This window comes from Acidovorax sp. FG60 (assembly GCF_057808995.1).
Map to the genome: position 1 here is coordinate 201,612 of NZ_JBMDJC010000005.1, position 25,823 is coordinate 227,434.

Annotated in this window: 24 protein-coding genes; 10 read left to right on the forward strand and 14 right to left on the reverse strand. The window is 66.9% G+C overall.

The features are described from left to right. Position 1 precedes the first annotated feature (1 nt). Complete coding sequence (locus ACODS0_RS09965; protein ID WP_147433267.1) at positions 2 to 589, forward strand: hypothetical protein; 588 nt, start codon at positions 2 to 4, stop codon at positions 587 to 589. A 48-nt stretch (positions 590 to 637) separates the two neighbouring features. On the opposite strand, the gene ACODS0_RS09970 is transcribed toward ACODS0_RS09965, so the two are convergent. Next, complete coding sequence (locus ACODS0_RS09970) at positions 638 to 1,207, reverse strand: MarR family winged helix-turn-helix transcriptional regulator (RefSeq protein WP_218301538.1); 570 nt, start codon at positions 1,205 to 1,207, stop codon at positions 638 to 640. A 117-nt stretch (positions 1,208 to 1,324) separates the two neighbouring features. On the opposite strand from ACODS0_RS09970, the gene ACODS0_RS09975 reads away from it, so the two are divergent. The 4 genes from ACODS0_RS09975 to ACODS0_RS09990 all read left to right on the forward strand — a co-directional run bounded on the left by ACODS0_RS09975 (position 1,325) and on the right by ACODS0_RS09990 (position 5,631). After that, positions 1,325 to 2,278: a Bug family tripartite tricarboxylate transporter substrate binding protein gene (locus tag ACODS0_RS09975; RefSeq protein ID WP_488834640.1), complete on the forward strand. Its 954-nt coding sequence runs from the start codon at positions 1,325 to 1,327 to the stop codon at positions 2,276 to 2,278. After that, complete coding sequence (locus tag ACODS0_RS09980) at positions 2,275 to 3,603, forward strand: sulfatase family protein (RefSeq protein ID WP_488834642.1); 1,329 nt, start codon at positions 2,275 to 2,277, stop codon at positions 3,601 to 3,603. The genes ACODS0_RS09975 and ACODS0_RS09980 overlap by 4 nt, the downstream gene beginning before the upstream one ends. 65 nt (positions 3,604 to 3,668) lie before the next feature. Next, entirely contained in the window at positions 3,669 to 4,640 is a 972-nt protein-coding gene (locus ACODS0_RS09985) for a helix-turn-helix domain-containing protein (protein WP_488834644.1), read from the forward strand. A 262-nt stretch (positions 4,641 to 4,902) separates the two neighbouring features. Then, on the forward strand, positions 4,903 to 5,631 hold the full coding sequence (locus ACODS0_RS09990; RefSeq protein ID WP_488834647.1) for an alpha/beta hydrolase: 729 nt from the start codon (positions 4,903 to 4,905) through the stop codon (positions 5,629 to 5,631). Between the two features lie 71 nt (positions 5,632 to 5,702). Here the strand turns inward: ACODS0_RS09990 and ACODS0_RS09995 are convergent, their stop codons facing one another. Further along, a complete protein-coding gene (locus ACODS0_RS09995) occupies positions 5,703 to 6,608 on the reverse strand; it encodes a LysR family transcriptional regulator (protein WP_431150889.1) in 906 nt (301 codons plus the stop codon). Positions 6,609 to 6,758: 150 nt separating this feature from the next. On the opposite strand from ACODS0_RS09995, the gene ACODS0_RS10000 reads away from it, so the two are divergent. Next, on the forward strand, positions 6,759 to 7,739 hold the full coding sequence (locus tag ACODS0_RS10000; RefSeq protein WP_121421335.1) for a TerC family protein: 981 nt from the start codon (positions 6,759 to 6,761) through the stop codon (positions 7,737 to 7,739). Between the two features lie 17 nt (positions 7,740 to 7,756). Further along, positions 7,757 to 8,299: a DUF2062 domain-containing protein gene (locus tag ACODS0_RS10005; protein ID WP_121421334.1), complete on the forward strand. Its 543-nt coding sequence runs from the start codon at positions 7,757 to 7,759 to the stop codon at positions 8,297 to 8,299. A gap of 108 nt (positions 8,300 to 8,407) precedes the next feature. Here the strand turns inward: ACODS0_RS10005 and ACODS0_RS10010 are convergent, their stop codons facing one another. From ACODS0_RS10010 to ACODS0_RS10025, 4 genes are all read right to left on the reverse strand, one after another. Continuing rightward, on the reverse strand, positions 8,408 to 9,376 hold the full coding sequence (locus ACODS0_RS10010) for a Bug family tripartite tricarboxylate transporter substrate binding protein (protein ID WP_488834650.1): 969 nt from the start codon (positions 9,374 to 9,376) through the stop codon (positions 8,408 to 8,410). A gap of 118 nt (positions 9,377 to 9,494) precedes the next feature. Beyond that, positions 9,495 to 9,752, reverse strand: a complete 258-nt coding sequence (locus ACODS0_RS10015) for a DUF2783 domain-containing protein (RefSeq protein ID WP_488834652.1) — start codon at positions 9,750 to 9,752, stop codon at positions 9,495 to 9,497. A 26-nt stretch (positions 9,753 to 9,778) separates the two neighbouring features. Continuing rightward, complete coding sequence (locus ACODS0_RS10020) at positions 9,779 to 11,431, reverse strand: FAD-dependent oxidoreductase (RefSeq protein WP_488834654.1); 1,653 nt, start codon at positions 11,429 to 11,431, stop codon at positions 9,779 to 9,781. Between the two features lie 188 nt (positions 11,432 to 11,619). Further along, entirely contained in the window at positions 11,620 to 12,579 is a 960-nt protein-coding gene (locus ACODS0_RS10025; protein ID WP_488834657.1) for an MBL fold metallo-hydrolase, read from the reverse strand. A 142-nt stretch (positions 12,580 to 12,721) separates the two neighbouring features. On the opposite strand from ACODS0_RS10025, the gene ACODS0_RS10030 reads away from it, so the two are divergent. Further along, complete coding sequence (locus ACODS0_RS10030) at positions 12,722 to 13,534, forward strand: IclR family transcriptional regulator (RefSeq protein WP_488834659.1); 813 nt, start codon at positions 12,722 to 12,724, stop codon at positions 13,532 to 13,534. Between the two features lie 7 nt (positions 13,535 to 13,541). Here ACODS0_RS10030 and ACODS0_RS10035 read toward each other — a convergent pair whose 3' ends face one another. Beyond that, positions 13,542 to 14,135, reverse strand: coding sequence for a Crp/Fnr family transcriptional regulator (locus tag ACODS0_RS10035; protein ID WP_218301551.1), 594 nt, complete (start codon positions 14,133 to 14,135; stop codon positions 13,542 to 13,544). Between the two features lie 90 nt (positions 14,136 to 14,225). On the opposite strand from ACODS0_RS10035, the gene ACODS0_RS10040 reads away from it, so the two are divergent. Then, positions 14,226 to 14,681, forward strand: coding sequence for a methyltransferase family protein (locus ACODS0_RS10040; protein ID WP_487257196.1), 456 nt, complete (start codon positions 14,226 to 14,228; stop codon positions 14,679 to 14,681). On the opposite strand, the gene ACODS0_RS10045 is transcribed toward ACODS0_RS10040, so the two are convergent. Continuing rightward, positions 14,678 to 16,003, reverse strand: coding sequence for an O-acetylhomoserine aminocarboxypropyltransferase/cysteine synthase family protein (locus tag ACODS0_RS10045; RefSeq protein ID WP_488834663.1), 1,326 nt, complete (start codon positions 16,001 to 16,003; stop codon positions 14,678 to 14,680). The genes ACODS0_RS10040 and ACODS0_RS10045 overlap by 4 nt on opposite strands. 87 nt (positions 16,004 to 16,090) lie before the next feature. After that, positions 16,091 to 16,606: a CoA-binding protein gene (locus ACODS0_RS10050; RefSeq protein WP_488834665.1), complete on the reverse strand. Its 516-nt coding sequence runs from the start codon at positions 16,604 to 16,606 to the stop codon at positions 16,091 to 16,093. A 105-nt stretch (positions 16,607 to 16,711) separates the two neighbouring features. On the opposite strand from ACODS0_RS10050, the gene ACODS0_RS10055 reads away from it, so the two are divergent. After that, positions 16,712 to 17,062: an MliC family protein gene (locus tag ACODS0_RS10055; protein WP_487261146.1), complete on the forward strand. Its 351-nt coding sequence runs from the start codon at positions 16,712 to 16,714 to the stop codon at positions 17,060 to 17,062. A 9-nt stretch (positions 17,063 to 17,071) separates the two neighbouring features. Here ACODS0_RS10055 and ACODS0_RS10060 read toward each other — a convergent pair whose 3' ends face one another. The 5 genes from ACODS0_RS10060 to ACODS0_RS10080 form a co-directional block, all read right to left on the reverse strand. Continuing rightward, entirely contained in the window at positions 17,072 to 17,686 is a 615-nt protein-coding gene (locus tag ACODS0_RS10060) for a thioredoxin family protein (protein ID WP_488834666.1), read from the reverse strand. A 107-nt stretch (positions 17,687 to 17,793) separates the two neighbouring features. Then, positions 17,794 to 18,642, reverse strand: a complete 849-nt coding sequence (lgt, locus tag ACODS0_RS10065; RefSeq protein WP_488834668.1) for a prolipoprotein diacylglyceryl transferase — start codon at positions 18,640 to 18,642, stop codon at positions 17,794 to 17,796. 65 nt (positions 18,643 to 18,707) lie between these two features. After that, entirely contained in the window at positions 18,708 to 20,957 is a 2,250-nt protein-coding gene (locus ACODS0_RS10070; protein ID WP_488834670.1) for a protein-disulfide reductase DsbD family protein, read from the reverse strand. Between the two features lie 114 nt (positions 20,958 to 21,071). Further along, positions 21,072 to 24,884, reverse strand: a complete 3,813-nt coding sequence (locus ACODS0_RS10075; protein WP_488834672.1) for a DUF748 domain-containing protein — start codon at positions 24,882 to 24,884, stop codon at positions 21,072 to 21,074. Positions 24,885 to 25,062: 178 nt separating this feature from the next. Next, on the reverse strand, positions 25,063 to 25,815 hold the full coding sequence (locus ACODS0_RS10080; RefSeq protein WP_488834676.1) for an alanyl-tRNA editing protein: 753 nt from the start codon (positions 25,813 to 25,815) through the stop codon (positions 25,063 to 25,065). Positions 25,816 to 25,823 lie beyond the last annotated feature (8 nt).

Genomic DNA, 25,823 nt, shown 5'->3' on the forward strand with positions numbered 1-25,823 from the left:
TATGTTGAAAAAAAGCATTATTTCTTTGGGGTTTATTTGTGCGGCTGGATTTGCACATGCAGATCTCAAAAATATCAGCGCGGGCGGAGTTCATTCCGCAACCAATCTGGAGGCCATCGCTTGCACTATAGCCGGGTACGATGGGGCGTCGTACCGTGGTACCAAGGTGCTGTATATCTTTGCCGAATCGATGGGTACTGGGCGTGATCCCATGCTCAAAGTCAGCTCGCTGAAATACAACTATGTGATGCAGAACGACGACTGGGAGGAGGAATACTATGTCAATGGTTCAGCACGAACCCCTGTACCGGCGTCTTTGTATTCCAGCTTTTTGCGAATTCCTAAGCGGGCTACCGACGCGGCAGTCATCTACTTTGCAGACCCAGGGGAGGCTGTTTGTGCTTTCACCAAAGAGTATGCAAATGATGGAAACCTTTATCAGGTTCAAATTTCTATTACCGATGTCACGGCGGCCATTACGGCGGCAGGAATCCGATCTTCAGCAAACGATGCCGCTGTGGATCCAAATGGAATGCTGCGAGCTGATTTGAACCAGCTCATGGAAATTCAGGCAAATACTGAAAAATAGGAAACTGCGATTCCAGGGGTTTGGAAAGGACCGTTGGTGGCGATGCCGTCACCAGTCTTGGTCTGTTCGCGAGGTGTTCCGGCCCCCGCGCAACCGGTAAGTGCGCGGCACATCGGTGCGGCTTGCCACCAGGGCTTCCGCCCGTTTTTGCATATCGGCCAGCGCGTGGTCCAGGGCCTGAACCGTGCCCGTGTTCAGGCCCGCCAGCAGTTCCTGGTTAAGCGCCTTCACCTGGGGGAACAGCTGATCGTGCAGCGCCTGCCCGGCCGGGGTGAGCGATAGCACCGCCTGGCGCCGGTCGCCCGGCATCGCATCGCGGGTGAGCAGCTTTTTGGCCAGTAGCGACGTGATGGCGCGTGACGTGCGCGACCGGTCCAGCCCCAGCCGCTGGGCCAGCTCGGCCGGGGGCATGCCCGGGTGCTGCGCCAGCATCATCAGCAGCCCCCACTCGCGCCGCGTGATGCCGTAGCCCCCTTCGCACAGCCGCACCACCAGGCTGCCCGCGACGGCCAGCAGTCGGTTCAGGCGGTACATCAACAGGTCGTTGGCCGCTTCCGGATGGGTCAGGCGGTGGCCCGGCTCGGCGGGGCCTGGGGGTGCCGGGGTGGGCGCGGACATCAGGGTATTTCCGTGCAATAGTTGATTAGATCAATCGATTGTGTGGCCAATACAGTGCGCCCATCAACCTGCGCGATGGTGCAGGGCCCTGCAATTGTCCATGGAGACTTTTCGACGATGCGCAAACCCCTTTCTTCTGTACTGGCCATAGCGCTGGCCCTGGCCGCCTCCATCACGCAAGCGCAGGAAGCCCCGTTGCGCATCGTGGTGGGCTACGCCCCCGGCGGTTCCACCGACCGCGTGGCCCGCATCGTGGCGGACAAGCTGGGCAGCAAACTGGGCACGCCCGTGATCGTGGAGAACAAGACCGGCGCGGGCGGCCGGCTCTCAGCCCAGGCCGTCAAAGCCGCGCCCGCCAACCAGCCCACGCTGCTGCTGGCCAACCCCGCCGTCATGCTGGTGGCGCCTCTGGTGTTCCCCGATGCGGGCTACGACCCCGAGCGCGACTTCCGCCCCGTGAGCCATGTCAACAGCTACGAATTCGGCGTGGCCGTGGGCAGCGCCGTGCCCGTCAAGGAACTGCCACACCTCATGGCCTGGCTGCGCGCCAACCCCGACAAGGCCAACTTCGGCGTGCCCGCCACGGGCAGCCTGCCGCACTTTTTCGGCCTGATGGTGGGCGATGCCGCCAAGGTGCGCGCTGAGGTGGTGGGCTACCGGGGCTCCGCGCCGCTGCTCAACGACCTGCTGGGCGGCCAGGTGCCCGTGGCGTTCGACACGTTTGACACCCTGCTGCCCCAGCACGAGGCGGGCAAGATCCGCATCCTGGCGGTGTCGGGTGCCAAGCGCAGCGCGCTGGATGGAAAGATCCCCACCTTCAAGGAAAGCGGCCTGGACCTGGCTGCGACCGGATGGAACACCTTCTTCGCGCCCATGGGCATGCCCAAAGCGCAAGCCGAACGCCTGGCCGCGCTGATCCACGAAGTGATGAAGGACCCCGACACCCAGCGCAAGTTTGAGGCGGCCAAGATGGAGCCCGTGGTGGCGACCATGGCGCAGACCGAAGCCATGCTCAAGGCCTACCGCGCGCAATGGGCGCCGGTGGTGCAGCGCTCGGGCTTCAAACCATGACCACCCGCCCGAACATCATCTTCATCGTTGCCGACGACCTCGGCTATGCCGATCTGGGCTGCTACGGCGGGCGCGACGCGGCGTTTGGCCCGGTGTCGCCGGTGCTCGATCAGCTGGCGGCCAACGGCCTCAAGCTCACGCAGGGCTACTCCAATTCCCCCGTCTGCTCGCCCACGCGTTTTGCGCTGATGACGGCGCGCTACCAGTACCGCCTGCGCGGCGCGGCCGAGGAGCCCATCAACAGCAAGAGCCGGGGCAGCACCACGCTGGGCCTGCCGTCCGAGCACCCCACGCTGCCGTCGCTGCTGCGCGCAGCGGGCTACCGCACGGCGCTGATGGGCAAGTGGCACCTGGGCTACCCTCCCGCGTTCGGGCCGCTGCGCTCGGGCTACGAAGAGTTCTTCGGGCCCATGTCGGGCGGGGTGGACTACTTCACGCACTGCAGCTCCAACGGCACGCACGACCTGTACCTGGGCGAGGAGGAAAAGCAGCAGGACGGCTACCTCACCGACCTCATCACCGACCACGCGCTCGACTATGTGCAGCGCATGGCGCCGGGCGCGCAGGCTGGAACACCATTCTTCTTGAGCCTGCACTACACCGCGCCCCACTGGCCGTGGGAGACGCGCGAAGACGAGGCGCTGGCGCAGGAGGTCAAGGGCAACCTGTTCCATCTGCACGGCGGCAACATCGAGACCTACCGCCGCATGATCCACCACATGGACGAGGGCATCGGCCGCATCATGGCGTTGCTGGAAAAGCAGGGCCTGGCGCACAACACGCTGGTCGTGTTCACCAGCGACAACGGCGGCGAGCGCTTCTCGGACAGCTGGCCCCTGGTGGGCGGCAAGATGGACCTGACCGAAGGCGGCATCCGCGTGCCCTGGATTGCCCACTGGCCTGCTGTGATTGCGCCGGGCGGCGTGAGCGCGCAGACCTGCATGACCATGGACTGGTCGGCCACCATGCTCGACGCCGCAGGGGCCGGCGCACATGTGGACTACCCACTGGACGGCCGCTCGCTGATGCCGCTGCTGCGCGATGCGGCGGCGCTGGACGCGCCCCCGTTGTTCTGGCGCATGAACCACCGGGGCCAGCGCGCCATGCGCCAGGGCGTGTGGAAGTACCTGCGCGTGGACGGCAACGACTACCTGTTCAACCTGGCCAACGATGAACGCGAGCGCGCCAACCGTGCGCCCGTGGAGCCCGAACGCCTGCAGGCCATGCGCGCCGCGTGGGAGGCGTGGAATGCGTCCATGCCCGCCATTCCTGACGATGCGACGGTGAGCCTGGGGTATTCGGTGAAGGACATGCCGCAGCGCTGAGCCTGGCGGGACGGCAGGGCTTGCCCTGTTGCCCGCCCGGCCCCCTTGCCGGTAGATTGGGCGGCATGCCCGCCGCCACCCTTGTGCCCTCGTCCCCCGCTGCTCTGCGCCAGTGGACCACCGACGTGGTGGCGCCGCCCGCGCGCCTGGACTACTGGGTGGGCGCGATCTGCGAGGCGTTTCTGGAAATGGATTGCAGCTCCCGCGAGGCGCCGCTGTTTGGCGGGGAGCTGCAAAGCCTGCCGGTGGAGACGCTGTCCATCAACCGCGTGCGGGCCTCCACCCAGGATGTCTTTCGCACGCCCGCCGGTATTGCGCGCAGCCGCCAGCTGCCTTTCTACCTGATCGGCCAGGCCGAGACCGCGTGGCATGTGCGCCAGGACGGCCATGCGGCCCACCTGCGCCCGGGCGATGTGGTGCTGCTGGATTCGGCCCGGCCCTATGAACTGCACTTTCCTGAAGGCGTGCACTGTGTGTCGCTGCAGCTGCCGCGCGCCTGGGTGGGGCAGTGGCTGGAGCAGGCCGAGGCGCCCGGCCCGCGCGTGGCCTGGCGGGACCAGGGCTGGGGCCAGAGCCTGGGGGCGCTGGCCGTGCAGCTGGCGCGTGACCCGTCCTCGGCGCAGGCCTTGCCGCCAGCATTGCTGTCCGACCACCTGGGGGCGCTGTTGTGCGCTGCGCTGGAGCCGCCCCAGCCACCGGCACCCACTGCGGCGCGCAGCCTGCATGCCCATCTGTGTGCGCTGATCCGGGCGCGCATCGACCAGCCGGGCCTCTCGGCCCCGGCGCTGGCGCAGGAGGCGGGCGTGTCGCTGCGCACCCTGCACCGGGCGTTTGCGGCGCAAGGCCACACCTTTGCGGGCGCGTTGCGCGAACTGCGCCTGGCGCGTGCAGGCGAGCTGCTGCGCCGCCCCCAGCTGGCCCATGTGGCCGTGGGCGAGATTGGGCGGCGCTGCGGCTTTGCGGACCCTTCGCATTTCGCACGCGCCTTCCAGCGCGCCATGGGCGTGTCGCCCGCGCAGTGGCGGCGCGGCGGCTGATTCCGTTTCCAAATCATCCGTGTCGTTGTTGCTTCGCCTTGCCGTGCTACAGCACTGTCTGCGGCTTCGCGCCTAGACACGAATGATTTGGAAACGGAATGAGGCCAAGCGTTGAAACGGCCGCGCTGGCCTGTGGGTGAGCGCTCTGGCACATCCAGCACAGCAGGCTGGCACGCGCGGGCCATTCCGTGCCACCGGGTGTTTCTAAGGTAGCGGCAGGGCGGATTGCCCAGTCCTGCAACACAACCCCAAGGAGACACACATGCCGGATACCTATGTCCTGGTCCATGGCGCCTGGCACACCGGTGCCGAAATGGAAGCCACCGCCACCCACCTGCGCGCGCGCGGCCACACCGTGCATTGCCCCACGCTGGCAGGCAACCGCCCCGGCGACGACCGCGCGGCCACGGGTCTCGCCGACGCGGTGGATTCGCTGGCTGCCTTCATCGAAGGCCAGGGCCTGATCGACGTGCGCCTGGTGGGCCACAGCTACGGCGGCATGGTCATCAGCCACATGCCTGCGCGTCTGCCTGGGCGCATCCGCCGTCTGGTGTACTGGAACGCCTTCGTGCCGCAGCCAGGCGAATGCCTGAACGACCTGGTGCCGCCGCATTACCGCGCGCTGTTCGACCAGGTGGCGGCCAGCAGTGGCAATGCCGTGATGCTGCCGTACCCCATCTGGCGCGAGGCCTTCATCAACGATGCCGACGAGGCCCTGGCGCAAAGCACCTACGCGCTGCTCAACCCTCATCCCTACCGCACCTTCACCGAACCCGCGCAGCTGCCCGTGCCGCTGGCCGCGCTGGAGGTGGGCAAGAGTTACCTCAACGCGCAGCAGGACACTGCGCTGCCGCACAGCCTGCCCTGGCACCCGCGCCTGTCGGAGCGGCTGGGCCTGTTCCGCCTGGTGGAGTGCCCGGGCAGCCACGAGCTGTGTTTTTCCGACCCGGCATCGGCTGCCTTGCACATCGAGCGGGCAGGGCGCGACTGAAGGGAACCTTCTAGGTTGGATTGATTTTTGGTGTTATTGGCTCCTAGCGTTTGATGGGTAAGCGCTGGTAGCTATAAATTCAGAAGCGTTTCGCTTTTCCCTGCCTCCAGCAGCCGCACGAGCAGCGGGTGCATCACCTTGCGGGCGCTGTAGATCAGGTGGAACTGCTCCTGCACATCGGGTGCGGTGCCCACCTGCACCAGCCCGTGGGTCTGTGCCAGGTGCTCGCCCAGCGACACCGGCGCGGGCATCACACCCATGCCGGTGGCGGCAAAGGTGCTCAGCAGCGCGCTGTCTTCAAACTCCCCAGCGATGCGCGGACGGATGCGTTCGCGTTCCAGCCAGTGGTCGATGCGGGCGCGCATCGCGGCGTGGTCGGTGGGCAGCAGCACGGGCACCACGGCCAGGCTGTGGGGGAAGTTGTTGGCCGCCGCCTCGGCCCACAGCGGCGGCGCGTACCAGGCGATGGCGCTCGTGCCCAGCAGCTGGCTGGTGGTGCGCAGGGCCGGGTTGGGCGGCGCGGCGCGGTCGGCCAGCACCGCGTCGAGCTTGTGCAGCGCCAGCTCGCCCAAGAGGGGCTGGAACTCGCCCTCGTGGCACAGCAGGCGCAGGTGGGGTTCGTCCAGCACGGGGGTCAGCAGCCGGTGCACGGCCAGCTTGGCGATTCCGTCGGAGATGCCCAGGTTCAGCCGCAGCGTCTGGCCGCTGGCGGCCTCGCGCACGCGCACGGGCAGCAGCTCGCCCAGCGCAAAGATGTGGTCGGCCTCGTGCAGCGCGGCCACGCCCGCGTCGGTGAGCACCAGGTTGCGGCCCTCGGTGCGCAGCAGGCTCACGCCCAGCGACTTTTCAAGCTCCCGCACCTGGGCGCTGATGGTCTGCATGGCCATGTCCAGCCGCTCGGCGGCGCGGGCGATACCGCCCTCCTTGGCCACCACCCAGAAGTAGAAAAGATGGCGGTAGTTGAAGCTCTGGCTCATGGGTTCTTCCGAGGGAAAAGGGTTTGGTTCGTAAAAAACGAACCAATACTACTGTGATAACAGGTTTTAAAGAAGTACATCAGCCCCTACAGTCCGGGGCTTGGGCGTCCGGCGTGCCTGGGCGTGTGAGGGCATCTTTGGAGAAACTCGATGGAAACAATCGGAACGTGGTGGATGTGGGCGGGATTTGCCGTCTTCGTGGTCATCGCCATTGGCGTTGACCTGCTGGTCATGGAGCGCCAGGGCGCGCACAAGGTCACCATGGGCGAGGCCGCGCGCTGGAGCCTTTTGTGGTTCTCGCTGGCGTTTGTGTTTGTGGCCATTCTGTGGTGGTACCTGGACGGAAGCCAGGGCCGTGAGATTGCCAACACCGTCTCTATGCAGTTCATCACCGGCTATCTGGTCGAAAAGAGCCTATCGGTGGACAACATCTTTGTCTTCCTGATGCTGTTCAGCTACTTTGCCGTGCCGCCGCAGTACCAAAAGCGCGCGCTCATCATCGGCATCATCGGTGCCATCGTGCTGCGCACGCTGCTCATCCTGGCAGGTGCCTGGCTGCTGGCCACCTTCCACTGGCTGCTGTATGTGTTCGGTGCGTTCCTGGTCGTCACCGGCGTGAAGATGTGGTTTGCCGCTGGGCAGGAGCCTGACATCGCCACCAACCCGGTGCTCAAGTTCCTGAAGAAGCGCATTCGCATCACCGACCAGTTCGATGGCGAGAAGCTCTCCACCATGATCAACGGCGTCAAGCACTTCACGCCCCTGTTTGTGGTGCTGGTGCTCATCGGCACCACCGACATCATCTTTGCGGTGGACAGCATCCCGGCCATCTTCGCGATCACCAGCGACCCGTTCATCGTGCTCACGGCCAACATCTTTGCCATCCTGGGCCTGCGTGCGCTGTACTTCCTGCTGGCTGACCTGGCCAACCGCTTCCACCTGCTGGCCTATGGCCTGGCGCTGGTGCTGGTGTTCATCGGCGGCAAGATGCTGCTCATCGACTTTGTGAAGATCCCGATCGGCTATGCGCTGCTGGTGACGGCGTCGCTGATTGCTGGCTCGATCTTCCTGTCGCTGCGCAGCTCGGGTGAAAGCGCCCATGGCGCTCCGGCCCTGCCGCGCAAGGACTGAGTGCAGTGGTAAGCCAGATGCTTTGTTCATTGCGCCGCTGGCTGCGCGCCCTGGAGCCACGCGCCCGCGCACACCTGGATCGGGACTGGCTCATCCGTCTGCGCCCCTGGCTGGAGCGGCGCGAGCTGTTTCGCTTTCAGCGCCAGCCCCTGGCGCGCGGGGTGGCGGCGGGCCTGTTCTGTGGGCTGATCCCCGGGCCGCTGCAGATTCCGGGCACGCTGCTGGTCTGCGCCTGGCTGCGCGGCAACATCGTGGCGGGCGGGGTGGCCACGTTCTATACCAATCCGCTCACCACCGTGCCGCTGTATGCGCTGGCCTTCTATCTGGGCGCGTTGGTGATGCCGGGCACCCAGACTTTGCCCGCGTGGAGCAGCGTGGTGCCGGGCGGAGACTTCTCGGTGCAGGCGCTGGGCGCCTGGATGCAGGCCCTGGGCACACCGCTGCTGGTGGGCCTGCCCACGCTGGGCCTGGTGATGGCGGCGCTGGGTTATGCCACCGTGCAATTGCTGTGGCTGGCGCCCGCCCTGCAGCGCAAGCGGCGGCTGGCACGCAGCCGCTGAGTGCCCTGCGACAGGAGCGTGGCATTTGCCTGCGCCACCGTGGAACTGGCGCTGCCAGGCCACGGGTGGCGTCCCCTCCGGGGGAAACCGGCGCAGCCGTTCAGGGAGTTAATCGAGTTTCACGTCCACCTTCGTAATGACTCGGCCCCACTTTTCCCGCTCGGCACGCGCAAAGCTGCCCATCTGGGCGGCCGTACCGGGCATAGGCTCCACGCCCAGGGCCTGCAGGCGGGCCTTGGTGCGCGTGTCGGCCAGGGCTGTCTGCAATGCCTTGCTGAAGTTGGCCACCACATCGGCCGATGAGCCCGTGGGTACCACCAGGCCCTGCCATGCAAAACCTTCAAACCCTTGCAGGCCCTGTTCGGACATCGTGGGCACATCGGGCATGGTCGTCACGCGCTGCGGGCTGGCCACACCAATGGCCTTGACCTTGCCGCCGTTGAGAAACGGGTACACCGTGGCGCTGTCGATCCACATCGCGGGTACCTGACCACCAATCACATCCTGGATGGCCGGCGCTGCGCCGCGATAAGGCACATGCGTGAGCTTGAGACCGCTTTGCTCGCGGAACAGTTCGCCCACCAGATGGTGCGGGCTGCCCGGCCCGGCGGATGCCCAGTTCACGCCATCGGCCTGCCCCTTGGCCCAGGCCATGAATTCCTTGAGGTTCTTGGCGGGCACGTTGTTGGACACCACCAGGAACATCGGAAAGCGCACCAGCAGGCCCACGGGTTGGAAGTCCTTCTCGGCGTTGTAGGCGAGCTTGCTGAACAAGAACGGGTTGGCCGCCAGCGTGGCGAAGTCGGCCGAGAACATGAGGTTGCCGTAGTCCTTGTTGCGGGCGCTGTACTCGGCGGCAATGTTGGTGCCCGCGCCGGGCTTGTTGTTGATGACGATGGGGCGGCCCAGCGTGGCCGACATGGATTCGGCAATCGTGCGCGCCACGATGTCCGAGCCTCCGCCCGCCGCGTAGCCCACCACCCATTCGAGTGGCTTGGTGTCCTGGGCATGGGCCAGGGGGAGGGTGGTGGTCAGGGCCAACCCGGCAAGGGTGGCGAGGAAGTGTTTGCGCTGCATGTGTTGTCTCCGTGGTGTTGTCAAAAAATCAAGGCAAAGCCCGGGCCTTGCACCATCTGCGCGGTGCTGAAGCCGTGGGGTGGCTGGGAATCGGGGGTGCCGGACCGCAGGTAAGCGGCTAGGCAGCCACCGCGTGGGTGGGCACCACGGGCGTGATGGCCGGGGTGCTGCGCCGGTCGGCCATGGGCACGGCGCTGCCGCGCGCCAGTTGCAGTGCGTGCTGCAGCGTGGCCTGGTCACCGATATGGTTGGCCAGCAGCAGCACCAGGCGTGCGTTCATGGCGTGGCTCTCGGGCGTGGACAGGCCCTGGTGCGCCGCAATCAGCGCTTCATAAAAGTCGTCGCAGGCCTGCAGGTTCGGTTGGGTGTTCAGCATGGGCATGTTCCTTGTCGTCTTCCTGGTCAGACGGCTGCGGCCGTGGCACGGGCCAGTGCGCTGCGCACAGCCGCTTCGGTGGGCGTGCGCCAGCGTGCGCACACATGCTGGTCGGGCCGCACCAGGTACACGGTGCGCGGCAACGCATCCAGCCGCTGGGCGGCCAGCGCCTGGTGGTCGATCACATCAATGCCGATCTGCAGCACCTTCACACCGGGCAGGTCACGCGCCCACGCGGGGGCTGGGCCGAACACCAGCAGCGTGAAGTCCGGCCCCAGCTCGCGCAGCAGCCAGGTAGGCTGGTTTTGCCGGGTCAACGGTGCGTCCAGCAGCACGGCACCGGGCACCTGGGTGCCTGCGAAGTGATCGGTATCCGGCGTGTTCAGTGGCGACTGGTGCAGCGTGGCCGGCACCGACAGGCGCCCGCTGTTGACGATGCGCCGTGCAAACGCATGCTCTCGCGCCAGATGCAGCGCCGCGTCGCGGAACAGGCGGCTCACCTCGCTCTTGGGCGTGATGAAGTCGGTGGCGCGCGTGGAGTTGCACAGGTTCTCGTCGGCCGCGTATTCGCGCTCGGGGCCATAGGTGGCCAGCAGGGCAGCGTCTGCGCGGCCCTTGAGCACCCAGTCGAGCTTCCAGGCCAGGTTCTCGGCATCCTGCACGCCGCTGTTGGCGCCACGTGCGCCAAAGGGCGAGACGCCGTGTGCGCTGTCCCCCGCAAAGATGACGCGGCCGTGCACGAACTGGTCCATGCGCAGGCAGGCAAAGGTGTAGACACTCGCCCAGTCCAGCTCAAACTGTGCATCCGCGCCCAGCAGCGCCTTCACGCGCGGGATGATGTTCTCGGGCTTTTTTTCCTCTTCGGGGTCGGCATCCCAGCCCAGCTGGAAGTCGATGCGCCACACGTTGTCGGGCTGGCGGTGCAGCAGCACGCTCTGGTTGGGGTGAAAGGGCGGGTCAAACCAGAACCAGCGCTCGGTCGGAAAGTTCGCCTCCTCGGCCAGCTTCACGTCGGCGATCAGAAAGCGGTCCTGAAAAATGCGCCCCTTGCTCTCCAGCCCCAGCATCTGCCGCGTGGGCGAGCGTGCGCCGTCGCAAGCCACCAGCCATTGCGCATCCATCTGGTAGGCGCCCTCGGGTGTGTCGATGGTGAGCAGCGCGCCGTCTGCGCGGCTCTCCACAGCAGTGACCTTGTTGTGCCAGCGGATGTCGATGCCCGGCAACTGCAGCGCGCGCTCCACCAGGTAAGCCTCGGCGTAGTACTGCTGCAGGTTGATGAAGGCGGGGCGCTCGTGGCCTTCTTCGGGCAGCAGATTGAATTCATACAGCTGCTCGTCCTTCAAAAACACCTTGCCCAGGTTCCACGAAATGCCCTTGTCCACCATGCGCTGGCCCACGCCCAGGCGGTCCCAGATCTCCAGCGTGCGCTTGGCAAAGCAGATGGCGCGCGAGCCGATGGAGAGCTTGTGGTCGTTGTCCAGCACCACCACGCGCTGCCCGCGCTGGGCCAGGTCGATGGCGAGCGACAGGCCCACAGGGCCCGCGCCGATGACCACGATGGGGTGCTGTGCGGGCGTGGCGCGGTCCTGGTCGGGCGAGCGCACGTAGCCGAAGTCGATGGCCTGCACCTCGGCGCCACTGGCGTGAAAAGCCTCGCGGGGAATGTCTCTGGGGTTCATGTTCTACGACCTTCGTGTTTTGATCGATTGCCTGATGTAGAGCGCTGACCTTTGCAACTGGCGCGCCCCAAGCGAGGGACGCCGAGCAAGGGCCGCCCCGCAGCGAGGGCGTCGTCCCCCTTCCCGAATCGCGCAGCGGTTCGAGAGAAGGGGGAAGGCGCGCAGCGCCTGAGGGGGTTGTTCTCTGCCTAGCCTTCCAGCGATTTCCACATCTGAATGTCGCGTTCAGCGGTCCAGATGCGTGGGTCGGGGTATTGCGTGGCCTCGTCGTACGCCCGGGTCACGTCAAACGGCATGCAGTGGTTGAAGATGACCCAGTGGCCGTACTTGGGCTGCAGCTTGGCGAACGTGGCTTCGTAGACCTTGCGCAGGTCTTCGCCCTGGGCGGCGCTGGCCTTCACGCTCTCGTACAGATCGCTGATGAAGGCGCGCGTGCCCGCCAGGCCCGCCTGCACCTGCTCGGGCGTCTGCAGCGCGGCGCCCCGGCCGGGCACCAGCTTCTCGGGCTTCAGCGCCGCGATGTTGTCCAGGGTCTGCGGCCAGTCCTGGAAATACGCATCGCCCGCATACGGCGTGGCGTCGAACTCCACCAGGTCGCCGCTGAACAGGATCTTTTCCTGCGGCAGCCAGGCCACCGTGTCGCCCTTGGTGTGGCCCCGGCCCAGTTGCAGGATCTGCACCTCCAGCTTGCCCAGCCACAGGGTCATCTTCCTGTTGAAGGTCATGGTCGGCCAGGTCAGGCCGTCCGGCACGCTCTCCACATTCTGGAACAGGCGCGGAAAGCGGCCGATCTCGCTGTCCTTGTCGAACTGGCCACGCTCCACGATCAGGTCGCGCGTGTCCTCGCTGGCAATGATGTGCTCGGCACCGTAAGCGCTGGCCCCCAGCACGCGCACCGCGTGGTAGTGGGAGAGCAGCACGTACTTGATGGGCTTGTCCGTCACCTCGCGGATGCGGCGGATCACGTCCTGCGCCATCACGGGCGTGGCCTGGGTGTCGATGACCATCACCGCGTCGTCGCCAATGATGATGCCGGTGTTGGGGTCGCCCTCGGCCGTGTAGGCATAGGCGTGGTCGGAGAGCTTGTCGAAGCTCACCTTCTTCACTTCGAGGTCGGCGGCGGAGGCAAAGGTTTTGACGGTGCTCATGGTGATGATTTGTTAATGGTGAATGCGTTTATCTAAACGGAATGTGTTGATGTTAGGCAAGAAATTCGTTCATGTCTAACGCATTTGTTTAGGTGTAAACCCGAGGGGCAGATGGATGCTGCGCTGCGTGGACAATCGCCCCATGCCCACCACGATCCCCGACCTGCCCTCCGCCGACGACGAAGACACGCCCCGCAGCCCGCGCGGCATTCAGAGCGTGGAGGTGGGCGGCCAGCTGCTAAAGGTGCTGGCACGCACCGGCCGGCGCATGGCACTCAAGGACCTGGCCCGTGCGGCCGACATGACGGCCGCCAAGGCCCACCCCTACCTGGTGAGCTTTGGCAAGCTGGGCCTCATCGAGCAGGACGCCGTGAGCGGCCACTACGGCCTGGGCCCCTTGGCCATGCAGCTCGGCCTCATCAGCCTGCAGCAGGTGGACCCGGTGCGCCTGGCCATTGCCGAGCTGCCCGCGCTGGCCCAGCGCATTGGCTACACCGTGTCGGCCTCAGTCTGGGGCGACAACGGCCCCACCATCATTCGTGTGGAAGAAGGCCCCACGGCCGTGTACGTGGCCATGCGCCATGGCACCACCGCGTCGGTGCGGCACACGGCCACGGGCAAGGTGTTTGCAGCCTTCGGCCCGCGAGAGCGGGCAGCGGCTGCGCTGGCGGCCGAAGGGTTTGCGGGGGCCCTGGATGAACCCGCGTTTGCGGCCGAACTGGAGGCGGTGCGCCAGCACCAGATCAGCGAGGTGACCGACCAGCTCCTGCCCGGCATCAGCGCGCTGGCAACGCCGGTGTTTGACGGGTTTGGGCAGCTGGTGTTGTGCCTGGCGGTGATAGGGCCCAGCGCCACGCTGCAGACGGGGCCGGGCAGTGCTGTCGCAGGCCATCTGCGCGACACCGCGCGCAGCCTGTCGCAGCGCCTGGGCGCCGCGCAGGGCACCAAACCCTGAGCCGCCGTCAGCCGCCGCGCAATATGCGCGCCTTGATGCGGCTGAGCGCCACCGGCGTCACGCGCACATAGCTGGCAATGTCGCGCTGGCGCACCTGGGCGGCGATCTGCGGGTGCTGCTGCAGAAAGCGCCGGTAGCGCTCTTCGGGCGACAGGGTGAGCAACTCCATCTCGCGCTGCTCCTTGCGCTGGCCGTACATGCGGTAGGCATTGCTCAGCGCGCGTTGCCACCCCATGTGGCGCGCGGCCAGCGCTTCCAGCGCGGCATGGTCGATCTGCTCCACCGTGCAGGGCCCGCCTTCCGCCAGGGCGGTGTAGCTGGTAACGCCGCCCGGCTGCAGTGCCGTGAGGCTGGCAAAACACATGCCGGCCGGCACAAACCCCTTGACCCAGGCGTCACCTACGGCCGTCTCGTACACCATCTTGATGAGTCCTTGGTTCACCACAAACACCCGGGGCTGCGCCTCGCCCGCGTGGAACAGCACCTCGCCCGGCCGCAGCTGCCGCACCGTGGTGGCGCGGTCCAGAGCCTCCCACTCGGGCAGCGGGGCCTGTGCCAGTTGCTCCAGCACCGTGTGGGTGGAATGAGAAAAGGTCGGCAAAAGAGGACTCCGTTAACCCAGGTTATCGCCAGCACAGCACGCCATCGGCAGACTGCGGGCCATGTCTTGATTGTGCAAGGAGAAGTTGGAATGCAACGTTTGCTGCTGCCCCCTGTGGTCTGGTTTGCGTCGGTCGGTGCGATGGTGATTTTGCAGCGCACCTGGCCCGTGGCCGTGCTGCCCGCCGATGGGCGCGTGCTGGCCTGGTGGGCGGGGGGTGTGCTGGTGCTGGCGGGCCTGGCCATGGCCCAGTGGCATGCTCGCCTGTTCAAGCGCATCGGCACCAACATCAACACCTTTGGCGAGCCCGGCACGCTCACCACAGCAGGCCTGTTTGCACACACGCGCAACCCCATGTACCTGGGCATGCTGCTGGCCCTGGCGGGTGTGGCGCTGGCGCTGGGCACTTTGTCGCCGTGGTTGCTGGTGTTGCAGTTTTTTGTGCTCGCGCAGTGCTGGTACATCCCGCTCGAAGAGCGCAAGCTGGCGGCCCGTTTTGGACGCCAGTACGCGGACTACTGTCGGGATGTGCGGCGCTGGATCTAGGCTCCTTGAGAGCGCGCCAGTGCCTGGTCAACGTCCCACAGGATGTCGTCCAGGTCTTCAATCCCCACCGACAGCCGAACCATGTCCGCGCTTACGCCAGCGCGGGCCAGCTCTTCTTCGCTCAGTTGGCGGTGGGTGGTCGATGCGGGGTGGATCACCAGCGTCTTGGCGTCGCCGATGTTGGCCAGGTGGCTCAGGAACTCGCAGGCGTCGATGAACTTCTCGCCCGCCGCAGCGCCCCCCTTCACGCCGAACGTGAGGATGCCCGAGGCGCCCGGCGCCCCGTCCACAGCACGAAACTGCTTTTGCGCCAGATCGTAGTACGGCGAATCCGCCAGACCCGGGTAGTTGACCCACGCCACCTGCGGGTGGCTCTGCAGAAACTTCGCCACGGCCAGCGCATTGCGGCAGTGCTCGCGCATGCGCAGGTGCAGCGTCTCGGCGCCCTGCAACAGTTGCCACGCGTTCATGGGCGAAAGCACGCCGCCAAAGGTGCGGTTGACCTCCATGCGCGCCTTCATGGTGTAGCCGAAGTCGCCAAAGGTCTCGTAGAACTTCACGCCGTGGTAGGCCCGGCTGGGCTCCACCATCTCGGGGAAGTTACCGTTGTCCCACGGGAACTTGCCCCCCTCCACCACCACGCCGCCCATGGTGGTGCCGTGGCCGCCGATGTACTTGGTGGCGCTGTGCACCACGATGTCGGCGCCCAGCGCCAGCGGGTTGCACAGGTAGGGGCTGGCCACCGTGTTGTCGATGATGAGCGGCACGCCGTGGGCATGCGCCACCTCGGCCACGGCGGCGATGTCAAGCACGTTGACCAGCGGGTTGCCGATGGTTTCGCCATACAAGGCGCGGGTGTTGGGGCGCATGGCACGGGCAAAGTTCTCGGGGTCGGCCGGGTCCGCAAAGGTGGTCTCTATCCCTAAGCGCGCGAAGCCCACGCCCAGCTGCCCCACCGTGCCGCCATACAGCGTACTGGCCGCCACGATGTGGTCCCCGGTCTTCAGGATGGCCAGCAGCGCCGCCATCTGCGCGGCCATGCCGCTGGCACAGGCCAGTGCGGCACGGCCGTTTTCGAGGCTCGCAATGCGCTCCTCGAACACCGCCACCGTGGGGTTGCTGATGCGGCTGTAGACGTTGCCAAAGGTCTGCAGGTTGAACAGGCTGCTGGCGTGCTCGGCGTTGTCGAACACAAAGCTCGTCGTCTGGTGGATGGGCGTGGCGCGTGCGCCGGTCACGGGGTCGGGCTGGGCGCCGGCGTGGATGGCGCGGGTGCCAAAGCCGAACTCGCGGTCGGCGCCGGAGGGATGGTTGGAGGACATGGTTTTGAATGAAATAGGCTGCTAACGCTTGATGGATAAGCGCTAATAGCTATGAATTTGATAGCTTTGAGCTTGACTGCGAATTGGCTAGTAAGGCAGCTGCCGCAGGCGCTTGGCGCTGATGACCCGTGTGTTCACGCCCATCCAGCCCAGGCCGCCAAACAGCCGCGCGTGCTCGATCTTCACGCAGCGGTTTTCGATCACCTGCAATCCGGCGGCCTCGGCGCGTTGCCTGGCCGCTTCGTTGAACACGCCCAGTTGCAGCCACAGGCACTTTGCGCCGATGGCGATGGCTTCATCGGCCAGCGGCGGGATGTCCTCACTTTTGCGAAAGCAGTCCACCATGTCGATCTTCTGCCTCTGCGCCGCCAGCGCGGCAGCGGCTTCGGTCACGCTGGCGTAGGCGGTTTCGCCCAGGATCTGCCCGCCATCCCGTGCGACGAGCGGATTCACCGGCACGATGCGGTAGCCATGTGCCTGCATGTACTTGGCCGCGAAATAGCTGGGTCTGTGCCATTGGGGCGACAGTCCCACCACCGCAAGGGTGCGGCAGTGCGTCAGAATATCGCGCAGGGTGCTGATGGTGTCGGGCGTGTGTTTCATACATGGCAGTGTATGGGGGCGAACCGCTGCGGCGCCAGACCCCCGCGTTGTCCACCCACACTGCCATCAACACGGTGGCACCGACCCAGAATCCGAGGAGATCCCGTGCAGAACCCACCACGCGCCCGCCGCACCACTGGCCTTGTCGCCACGGCTGTTGTCTTGTCCACCTTTGCCCTGAGCGCCTGCACACCGCCCCGTGCCCCCGATGTGCCCAAGGTCCAGCGCGTCACGACCTACGCCTGTGACCGTGGCCCCATGATGGTGGTGCACTGGCCCGCCCAGCCCGATGGCCCTGCGTTGCTGGAAATGAATGGCCGCACCGTGCCGCTGCAGCCTGAGCGCGTGGCATCGGGTTTTGGATACGGTGATGGCGGCACCTACATCCGTGGCAAGGGCAACACCATGTACTTCCACACTCCGCGCGCTCTGCGGGTGAACTGCGTGGCGCGCTGAAGTTCTTTTTCAGCTGGCCGATTTGTACTTGATGCTGCAGCCGTAAGGCTGCGTCGTGGCCGCCGAAATCGGCTTGCCAGCCAGCGTTTCTGCCAGCCCCACCTTCACATAGTTGGTGGCCTTCTCGATGTCAGCCGGGCGCGCCGAAGGGATGCTGTCGATACCGCCTGCATACACCAGCACGCCCTGCGGGTTGACGATGTACAGGTGTGGCGTGGTGCGGGCGCCGTAGCTCTTGCCCACGGTGCCTTCCTCGTCCATCAGCACGGCGGTGGGGGTGGCCTTGCGCTCCTGCTTCCAGGCCATCAGCTTGGCGGGCTCCAGGTAGTCGCTGCTGGCTCTTTCGGTGGAGTTGATGGACAGCCACACCACGCCTTTGCCGGTGGCGTCTTTCTGCGTGGCGGGCATGTTGCCGCTGTCGTAGTGCTTGCGCACGAAGGGGCAGCCGGGGTTGGTCCATTCCAGCACCACGTGTTTGCCCTTGAAGTCCGACAGGCGCACGGTTTTGCCCGACGTGTCCTTGAGCGTGAAGTCGGGTGCGGGCTGGCCCACGGTGGCGGCGGCCTGGGCGCCCAGGGCAACCAGGGCGGCGGTGGCGATCAACGTACGGCGAAGCAGCTTCATGGCAGGGTCTCCTAGCGGTTGACGAGGGGGCGAAATGTTCTGGCAATCAACAGGGCAGCGTGAAGTCGGCTGCTCGGCACGCAATGACCGGATTGCTCCTCAGGCAATCAAGTTGGACGGGGTCGGGGCTCGCCAGGGGGGACTCCTGGGCGAGCCTTTCTGTGCGCCCACAGCCACAGCCCCACGCCCGCCGCGATCATCGGCAGGCACAGCCACTGCCCCATGCTCATGCCCAGCGACAGCAAGCCCAGGTGGGCATCCGGTTCGCGGAAATATTCGGCGATGAAGCGGAACAAGCCGTAGCCGAACAGGAAGGCTGCGGCCACCTGGCCCGGGCGGCGCTCTTTGCGCGCGTACACCCACAGCAGGATGAACAGCAGCAACCCTTCCATCAGAAACTGGTAGACCTGCGATGGATGGCGTGGCTGCAGCGAGCCGCTGTGCGCAAACACCATGCCCCAGGGCAGGTCGGGGCTGGCAAAGCGGCCCCACAGTTCGCCGTTGATGAAGTTGCCCACGCGCCCCGCAGCGAGGCCTGCGGGCACGCAGGGCGCCACAAAGTCGGCCACCTGCAGCCAAGGGCGCCTGCGCGAATGCGCAAACCACAGCATGGCTGCCACCACGCCCAGCAGGCCACCGTGGAACGACATGCCCGGGGTCCAGATCATCAGGATTTCCAGCGGATGGCTCAGGTAGTAGGCGGGCTTGTAGAACAGGCAGTAGCCCAGGCGCCCACCCACCACCACGCCCACCACGCCAAGGAAGAGGATGTCCTCCACATCCTTGCGTGACCAGGCGCCAGGGCCGCTGATGGAGGCGAACGGTGCGTGGTGCAGGCGCAGACGGCCAAGCAGCAGGAACAGCCCGAAGGCCGCAAGGTAGGTCAGGCCGTACCAGTGAACGGCCAGCGGTCCAAGCTGCAGTGCGACGGGGTCGATGGCGGGGTAGGTCAGCATGGGGCGGCGTTAGGGCTGGGGGTTTTCAAATACATCGCATGCCTTGCGCTTGCAGCGTTCCTGCCCTATAGCTGGGAGATGGTGGCGCGCACCTCGTCCACGCTGAGCACCTCGGTCAGTACCACCGGCGGCTTGCCGGGGCGGTAGAACACGTACACCGGCACGCCGCTGCGTCCAAGCTGGGTCAGCGCCGCCGTAATGGCGGGGTCGCGGCGCGTCCAGTCAGCACGCAGCAGGGCTACGTTCTTGGTCTGCAGGTCGGCCAGCACATCGGCGTTGGCCAGCGTGGTCTTCTTGTTGTATTGGCAGGTCACGCACCAGGCGGCGGTGAAGTCCACAAACACCGGGCGGCCCGTGGCCACGATCTGCTCGGCCGCGCCGGGTGCCCAGGGTTGCCAGCCGGTGGCCGAAGCCTGCGTGGACGGTGTGGCGGCCTGCGCGGTAGGAATGTGCGTGATGTGGGGCGCAAAGGCCCAGACCAGCAAGGCCATGGCCGCAATGGACACCGTGGCCATCCACACCCGCGCCTGCCCGGCCAGCGACAGCGCCCACACCACCAGCGACAGGCCCACCAGCAGGATCAGCAGCGCACCGGCGCCATCGATGCCGCTTTGCTGGCCCAGCACCCACACCAGCCAGACGACAGTGGCCAGCATGGGGAAGGCCATGAGCTTGCGGAAGGTGTCCATCCACGCGCCGGGGCGTGGCAGGGCGCGCGCCACGGCGGGCACAAAGCTGGCTGCCAGGTACGGCAGCGCCAGCCCCAGCCCCAGCGCCGCAAACACGGCCAGCGCCTGGGGCGCGGGCAGCGTGGCGGTCAGGCCCAGGGATGCGCCCATGAACGGCGCCGTGCACGGCGAGGCCACGGCCACGGCCAGCACGCCGGTGAGGAAGCTGTCTGCCACCGGGTGGCGTGCCTGCAGGCTGGCCACCGAGGACGGCAGGAAATGCCCGAACTCGAACACGCCCGCCAGGTTCAGCGCGATCAGCGTGAACAGCGCCGCCAGCGATGCCACCACGGCGGGCGACTGCAGCTGAAATCCCCAGCCCACCGCCTCGCCCGCCGCGCGCAGGCCCAGCATGAGGGCGCCCAGGGCGATGAACGACAGCACCACGCCCGCTGTGTAGGCGATGCCGCTGATGCGGTGCGCGCGCCGGTCTTGCGCGTGCTGGGTAAAGCCCACCACCTTGATCGCGAGCACCGGGAACACGCAGGGCATGAGGTTGAGAATGAGCCCGCCGAGCAAGGCGCCCAGCAGCGCGGCCGTGAGGGTGAGGGACGAGGCGCCGGAGCCCATGGCCGGCGCGGCAGCGCCGCTTGCCTGCGCGGCATTCGCCTTGAGCGCGGCCTCCAGCGCGGGCGACACGCTGGCAACCGACGCGCCCTGCGGCCAGGTGCCCAGCACCTTCAACTCGGCGCGGTAGCCGGTGCGCGTGTCGGGACCGGTGGCATGTGCGGGCGACTGCTCGGCCAGCACCACGGGCATCAGGCTGGGGCTGGCGCTGCGCTGGGCGGACAGGGGAATCTGCGCGGTCCACACGCTGCCGTTCCAGGCCTGCTTCCACTGCGCAGCGTTGTCGATGACCTCGGCGGTTTCGGGGAACAGGTCCAGTGTCTTGCCACGCAGCGCCACGGGCAGGCCCTGCACGCTCACGTTCAGCAGGTTGCCGTCGGCAATCTGCGCCTGGCTGTCCGGCACGATGCCGTTGGTGCCGGCCAGCACGGGTTGGGGTTGTGCTTTGGCGGCCGCCTCAAAGGCGGCACCGTTGAGCGCCGTGGTGCTCTGGATGGGCAACTGCAGCGTGAATTCGCCTTCTTCGGGAATGCACTCCTTGCGGCACACCAGCCAGGAGGCGCGCAGCTTGATCGTCGCGTCCTTGGCCAACGGGCTCGGGGCAAAACTGCTGGCCACGGTGACGGGCACGGGCAGCAGCACCGTGCCTTCGTAGCCATAGTTGGCCAGCGTGCCGATGGGGATCTTCTTGGGCAGGGGCCAGGCGATCTCGCCCGCGTCCAGACCGGCTGGCAGCGTCCAGGCCAGGTCGGTGGGCAGGCCAGAATCGCCAGGGTTCTTCCAGTAGGTGTGCCACTCGGGCTGGTGGGTGATCGAGAGGCCCAGCCACAGCGGCTGGCCGGGCGCCACGCCCTGGGGCGCATGGGCCAGCAACTCGGCGCGAACATAGGGCGTGGTGACCACGCTGGTGCCCTGTCCGCTGGTTTTTGGGCTAAATTGGGCGTTTGCGCCCGTCCATAAAGCGCTTGCAGCTATCAAAAACAGAGTAACTGCGAGGCGGTAAAGCGGGCGTGAAGGCATGGTGCAGTGTGGGAGCTGGCAGGGCGGGTTTGGTTCCGGCGCCCCTGTGCTCTGCCTGCGGGGCGATCAGACTGGCGGAGGGGGATTCCCCGGAACCTTCCGCCAGCCAGGCGCCTATTGTGTCGCCAGGCTCAAATCCGCACGCGGGGTCCACTTTTCGGGCTGTTTGCCAGCCTTGGGGGCCGCTACGAACAACCGCTCTACTGGCAGCTTCTGCGCCACCAGATAGGCGCGGATCGCCTGGCCGCGCTGCGTGGCCAGTTCGGCGGCCATGGCCTCGGTGGCGGGCTGGTTGGCCAGCAGCAGGGCTTCCATCTCGGGCACCGTGAGCTCCTTGGCCAGGCCGACCAGGTTGCGCGGCTTGGGGATGTCGGCGCGGCGGTACACCTCCTTGAGCAGGACGGGGTATTCGGCGGCCGATACGGGGGCGGTATCGCCCGGATTGGCGCGGCGTTTTTCGGCCAGCACCCGTTGTTGCAGGCTCTCGCGCCGCAGGCCTTCGCGCTCATCCTGCAGGCTGGCCGTGCCGGTCACAGTGATCTTGAGCGCGGGGCGGTCGGCCAGGGCCTTGGCCACCTTGTCCAGGTTCTGCTGCGCCTCGGGTGTGAGGGTGGCGCTGCCAGGGGCAAAGGGCACGTGGCTCATCTCGTCGCCACCGCCGAAGGCGCTGGCCAGCAGGCTGAAGGGCGAGGTCAGCGCCTTGCCGATGAGGTTGACGATGATCTTGAAGATCACCGGGCCAATGCGGAACTGCGGGTCGTTGAGCGAGCCGCTGATGGGCAGGTCCAGGTCGATCACGCCCTGGCGGTCAGCCAGCAGGGCCACGGCCAGCTTCACGGGCAGGCTGTTGGGCGCGCCCTCCACGGGCTCGCCAAAGGTCAGCTGGTTGAGCACCAGCCGGTTGCTGGCGGTGAGCTGGCCGTTGGGCAGCACCTTGTAGTTCACGTCCACGCTGAGCTTGCCGCGCTCGATGCCATGGCCCGCGTATTTGACGGAATAGGGCGTGAGCGGGGGCAGCTCCAGGTCGCGCACCTTGCCCACGATGTCGAGGGCCAGCGGTTTGGCCAGCGGGTTGAGCTTGCCGGTGACTTCGAGCGATGCCGAGCCCTCGGCGCGGCCGCGCAGCTCCAGGTCGGCCAGCATGGGCTCGCCACCCGAGGCTTCGGACGAGAACGCGCTGAGCTTGCCAGTCAGCTCCGACAGGTCGGCCGAGTAGTTGGGCTTGATGAAAAAGTCCGAGAACAGCACCTTGCCGTTGACCAGGCTCACGGGGCCAAAGACCACCACAGGGGCCAGCGGGTCGGCCTGGGCCACCGCAGCAGGGGCAGGGGCTGTGGGCGCTGCCGATGCGGCTGTGGCGGGGGCCGATGCCGTGGGGGCGGCCGTGCTGGCAGCGGCGCTGGCCGCATTGGCCGCCCGTGCCTCGGCCGGGGTCTTGGCAATGTCGCTCAGGTTGATGCGGCCGGCCTCGTTGATGGTGACCCGGGCAAAAAAATCCACCAGGCTGGTCTCCTTGACCTCCACGCGCGGCGCGGTGCCGGGGGCGGTGGCCACGGCCAGGCCGCGCAGGTTCAGGCTCTTCCAGGCCAGCAGTTCCTCACCCACCTGGGCTTCGGTCTTGGGGGTGAAAGCGGCCGTACTATTGGCCTGGAGGTCTTCCACCACGGCATCACCGCTCAGACGCAGGCTGACTCCTTTGTCAGTCTGCGCCAGGGCCACCTGGCCCCGGTAGCCCACATCGGCGCGCAGCAGTTCTACCGACAGTTGGCTGGCCAGGTAGCCGTCCAGTGCGTGCAGCGGCAGGCGGGTGGCGTCGAGCTTGCCCTGGGTGGCCAGCGGCTGCAGGGCCAGCGTGCCCTGGTAGTCGAGCTTGCCCGGCGCGGCCTTGCTGCCCTTGCCCGGTGCGGCGGCGCGGGCGGTGAGCGTGAAAGCTTCGGGCTTGCTGCCGTCGCTGGCCAGGTTGCGGGCGGTGATGCCCAGGGCCGTCACGTCCAGCGCCACGGGGCGCGGCTGGGCGTTGTCGGCCAGCGAGACGGTGCCGCCCTGCACCGAGAAATCGGCCACGCGCAGCTTCCAGGGCGCGGCGTTGCTGGCGGGGGCTGGGTCGGTCGTTGCGCTGCCTTGCACGGAGGGCGCTGCCTTGAGCCAGCGCTCGAACATCCAGCGCCCGTCCGCGCCCCGTTCCACCGCCAGTTGCGGCTGGCTGATGGCCAGGCGCTCCAGCGTGGCGGCGCGTGCGTCCAGGGGCACTTCGGCCCCGGCAATGTCGAGCTTGCCCAGGCTGGCCAAGGTGGTCTTGCCTTGCTTGACGGCCAGTTGTTCCAGCGCCAAGGGGCCTGCCTTGAGGGTGACGCCGGTGGCGCCTGCCTGCGCGGCTTGCGGTGTGGGCGCTTGCCACACCACGCCCACATCGCCCGTGAGCTGGCCGGACACCGTGGGCTCCAGCGTCTGGGCCAGGTAGGGCGCGGCCAGTTGCAGGGCCAGGGCGTTCAGGGTGGCGTTGACCTGGGCCTTCTGGTCCGTGGCTTCGCCGGTGAAGCTGAGTGTGCTGCCCTGCAGGTTGAGCCCACCCTTGAAGGTAAAGGGTTTGGCGAAGGGGACGGCGACGTCGGCCGCATCCAGCGTGACCTCTGTGGCCTGCAGGGCCGCTGCGGGGCGCGTGGTCTGGTCGGCCCAGCGCAGGGTGCCGCCGCGCACTGCGGCGGTGGCGACTTCTACTACCCAGGCGGGTGCGGCCTTGGCCTTGGCTTTGCTGGAGGAAGCGGGCGAGGCAGAGGCCGATGCTGCGCTGGCGCTGGTCAGTGGCGAAGACGCCGGTTCAGCAGATGCAGGTGCCGCAGGTGCGGGGGTCTTGCCCTTGACCGCCGATGGCGGCGGTGCAGGCGGTGCCAGTTGCGCCAGGTTGATCTGGCCTGCTGCATCGCGCGTGGCGGTGACCACGGGCGCGGTCAGCTCCACATGCTGCAGTCGCACCACCTGGTCCAGAGGGCGCACATCGGCCATGTCGACTTTCAGGCGCTCATAGCTCAGCAGGTCGGCGCCCTGGCGGTCTGCGATGCGTACGCCGCTGGCTTGCACGGTGCCGGTCAGCTTCACGGCCATGCGCGGGTGCTGCTCAAAGGCCACCTTCACATCCGCATCCAGCGTGGCGCCCAACACCTTGACGGGCAGGTTGGCTGGCAAATAGCCCAAGTAGGGCGCGAGGTCCAGCCCGTCCAGCCGAATCTGCGCGTCAGCCTGGCCGGTCTGCGCAAACGGCGTGCCCTGGGCGGACGAGTCAAACCGGCTGCCATTGAGCGTGAACGCCAGGTGGGGCTCGACCTTCACCTCGCGTTGCGACGGCAGGGTGCTGATGAAAGGCACCTTGAGGGCCAAGTCGCGCACCTCGTGGGTTTTATCCACGGCGGTGTCCGAGAAGTCGATGCTGCCACCCGTCAGTGCCAGGTTGTACAGCGCCACCCGTGCGGGGCCTTTGTCGGGCTCGGGTTCGCTGGTGGGCGCGGTGACCTTGGCGATGATGTCGTCCACGTCATAGCGGCCGTCGCCCAGGTGGGTGATGCGCAGCACCGGGTTTTCGATGGTGAAGGCGTCCACCACGGGCGCCAGGCGCAGCAGCGACTGCAACTCGCCATCGGCATAGACGCGGCCAATGGTCAGCTGTGGGGGCGCGCCGTTGGCACCCGCCACGGCCACGTCGCGCAGCGCGAATTCCAGGCTCCAGGGCTCAAAGTCGATGCCCCCCACGGTGACGGTGCGGCCCAGTTGTTCGGACGCAATGCGCTCCAGCGGCCCCTTGACCAGCGGCGGAATGGCCAGCCAGGTGACCAGCCACAGGACGATCAAACCCGCCAGCGCGCGGACGACAGGGCGGAACCAGCGGTGCTGGCGCAGGGAGGCAGACGAGACGGAGCGCAGGGAGATCGGCATGGCGGCAGGCAAAAGTGAGCGCCGCAGCCCCAGGAAGCCGGGTGCAAGAAGTCCAAAAAAGGCCGCGCGCGCGGGCCGCTATTGTCCCCGTTGTGGGTCTGGCGGGGTAAGCCATTGCAACCGGGGGCTGCGGCGGCTCAAGATTGTTGACATTTGAGGAGCGTGCTCGTCGCTGCGCTCACTGAGCAAAGCCCAGTACCACCCGTCGAGTCGTTGCGCTCTTTTTCTCGATTTTGGTCACCACGATGGCGCCGATCTCCGACGTGTTGGCCACATGCGTGCCGCCACAGGGCTGCAGGTCGATCAGCGGCGCGTTGTCTTCGCCACCGATGCGGATGGTGCGGATGCGCCCGGTGCCGCGCGGGGGCTGCACGCTCATGCTTTTGACCAGCGCGGGGTTGGCGTCCAGTTCTTCGTCGCTGATCGAGGCCACGGTGAGCGGGTGCGCAGCGGCCACCAGGGTGGCGATGGCGGCGGTCAGCTGCTCCTTGTCCAGCGGGTCGGTCATCGCAAAGTCCAGCCGCGCATAGTCGGGCGTGATGGAGCAGCCGTTGACCAGCTGCGGCACCACATGGCACAGCAGGTGGCTGGTGGTGTGCAGCCGCATCATGCGGTGGCGGCGCTCCCAGTCGATGCGGGCGGTAACGGCGGTGCCGGGCGCGAGCTGCGCCACGCGGTCTTCCTGCCCGGGGGCGGGGATGTGCACGATGTCGCTGATGGGGTTGCCTTCGGCGTCCTTGCCCTTGCGGGTGTCGGCGATGGCGATCTCGGTGCCATCGGCCAGCACCAGCACGCCGCTGTCACCCGCCTGGCCGCCGCCCAGGGGGTAGAACACGGTCTGGTCCAGCACGATGCCGGTATCGGTGACGGCGGTGATGTGGGCGCTGCATTCGCGCAGGTAGGCGTCTTGGCGGAAGAGGTCTTGGGTCATGCGGTGAT

Excerpts from the sequence above, each read along its gene's own strand:
- ACODS0_RS09995 (WP_431150889.1), bottom strand. The coding sequence starts at position 6,608 with ATGAGCCAGAGCTTCAACTACCGCCATCTTTTCTACTTCTGGGTGGTG.
- ACODS0_RS09970 (WP_218301538.1), bottom strand. The coding sequence starts at position 1,207 with ATGTCCGCGCCCACCCCGGCACCCCCAGGCCCCGCCGAGCCGGGCCAC.
- ACODS0_RS10010 (WP_488834650.1), bottom strand. The coding sequence starts at position 9,376 with ATGCAGCGCAAACACTTCCTCGCCACCCTTGCCGGGTTGGCCCTGACC.
- ACODS0_RS10040 (WP_487257196.1), top strand. The coding sequence starts at position 14,226 with ATGCAACGTTTGCTGCTGCCCCCTGTGGTCTGGTTTGCGTCGGTCGGT.
- ACODS0_RS10060 (WP_488834666.1), bottom strand. The coding sequence starts at position 17,686 with ATGAAGCTGCTTCGCCGTACGTTGATCGCCACCGCCGCCCTGGTTGCC.
- ACODS0_RS10005 (WP_121421334.1), top strand. The coding sequence starts at position 7,757 with ATGCTTTGTTCATTGCGCCGCTGGCTGCGCGCCCTGGAGCCACGCGCC.
- ACODS0_RS10075 (WP_488834672.1), bottom strand. The coding sequence starts at position 24,884 with ATGCCGATCTCCCTGCGCTCCGTCTCGTCTGCCTCCCTGCGCCAGCAC.
- ACODS0_RS09975 (WP_488834640.1), top strand. The coding sequence starts at position 1,325 with ATGCGCAAACCCCTTTCTTCTGTACTGGCCATAGCGCTGGCCCTGGCC.
- ACODS0_RS10050 (WP_488834665.1), bottom strand. The coding sequence starts at position 16,606 with ATGAAACACACGCCCGACACCATCAGCACCCTGCGCGATATTCTGACG.
- ACODS0_RS09990 (WP_488834647.1), top strand. The coding sequence starts at position 4,903 with ATGCCGGATACCTATGTCCTGGTCCATGGCGCCTGGCACACCGGTGCC.
- ACODS0_RS10020 (WP_488834654.1), bottom strand. The coding sequence starts at position 11,431 with ATGAACCCCAGAGACATTCCCCGCGAGGCTTTTCACGCCAGTGGCGCC.
- ACODS0_RS10015 (WP_488834652.1), bottom strand. The coding sequence starts at position 9,752 with ATGCTGAACACCCAACCGAACCTGCAGGCCTGCGACGACTTTTATGAA.
- ACODS0_RS09980 (WP_488834642.1), top strand. The coding sequence starts at position 2,275 with ATGACCACCCGCCCGAACATCATCTTCATCGTTGCCGACGACCTCGGC.
- lgt (WP_488834668.1), bottom strand. The coding sequence starts at position 18,642 with ATGCTGACCTACCCCGCCATCGACCCCGTCGCACTGCAGCTTGGACCG.
- ACODS0_RS10025 (WP_488834657.1), bottom strand. The coding sequence starts at position 12,579 with ATGAGCACCGTCAAAACCTTTGCCTCCGCCGCCGACCTCGAAGTGAAG.
- ACODS0_RS10080 (WP_488834676.1), bottom strand. The coding sequence starts at position 25,815 with ATGACCCAAGACCTCTTCCGCCAAGACGCCTACCTGCGCGAATGCAGC.
- ACODS0_RS10000 (WP_121421335.1), top strand. The coding sequence starts at position 6,759 with ATGGAAACAATCGGAACGTGGTGGATGTGGGCGGGATTTGCCGTCTTC.
- ACODS0_RS10045 (WP_488834663.1), bottom strand. The coding sequence starts at position 16,003 with ATGTCCTCCAACCATCCCTCCGGCGCCGACCGCGAGTTCGGCTTTGGC.
- ACODS0_RS10030 (WP_488834659.1), top strand. The coding sequence starts at position 12,722 with ATGCCCACCACGATCCCCGACCTGCCCTCCGCCGACGACGAAGACACG.
- ACODS0_RS09965 (WP_147433267.1), top strand. The coding sequence starts at position 2 with ATGTTGAAAAAAAGCATTATTTCTTTGGGGTTTATTTGTGCGGCTGGA.
- ACODS0_RS10070 (WP_488834670.1), bottom strand. The coding sequence starts at position 20,957 with ATGCCTTCACGCCCGCTTTACCGCCTCGCAGTTACTCTGTTTTTGATA.
- ACODS0_RS09985 (WP_488834644.1), top strand. The coding sequence starts at position 3,669 with ATGCCCGCCGCCACCCTTGTGCCCTCGTCCCCCGCTGCTCTGCGCCAG.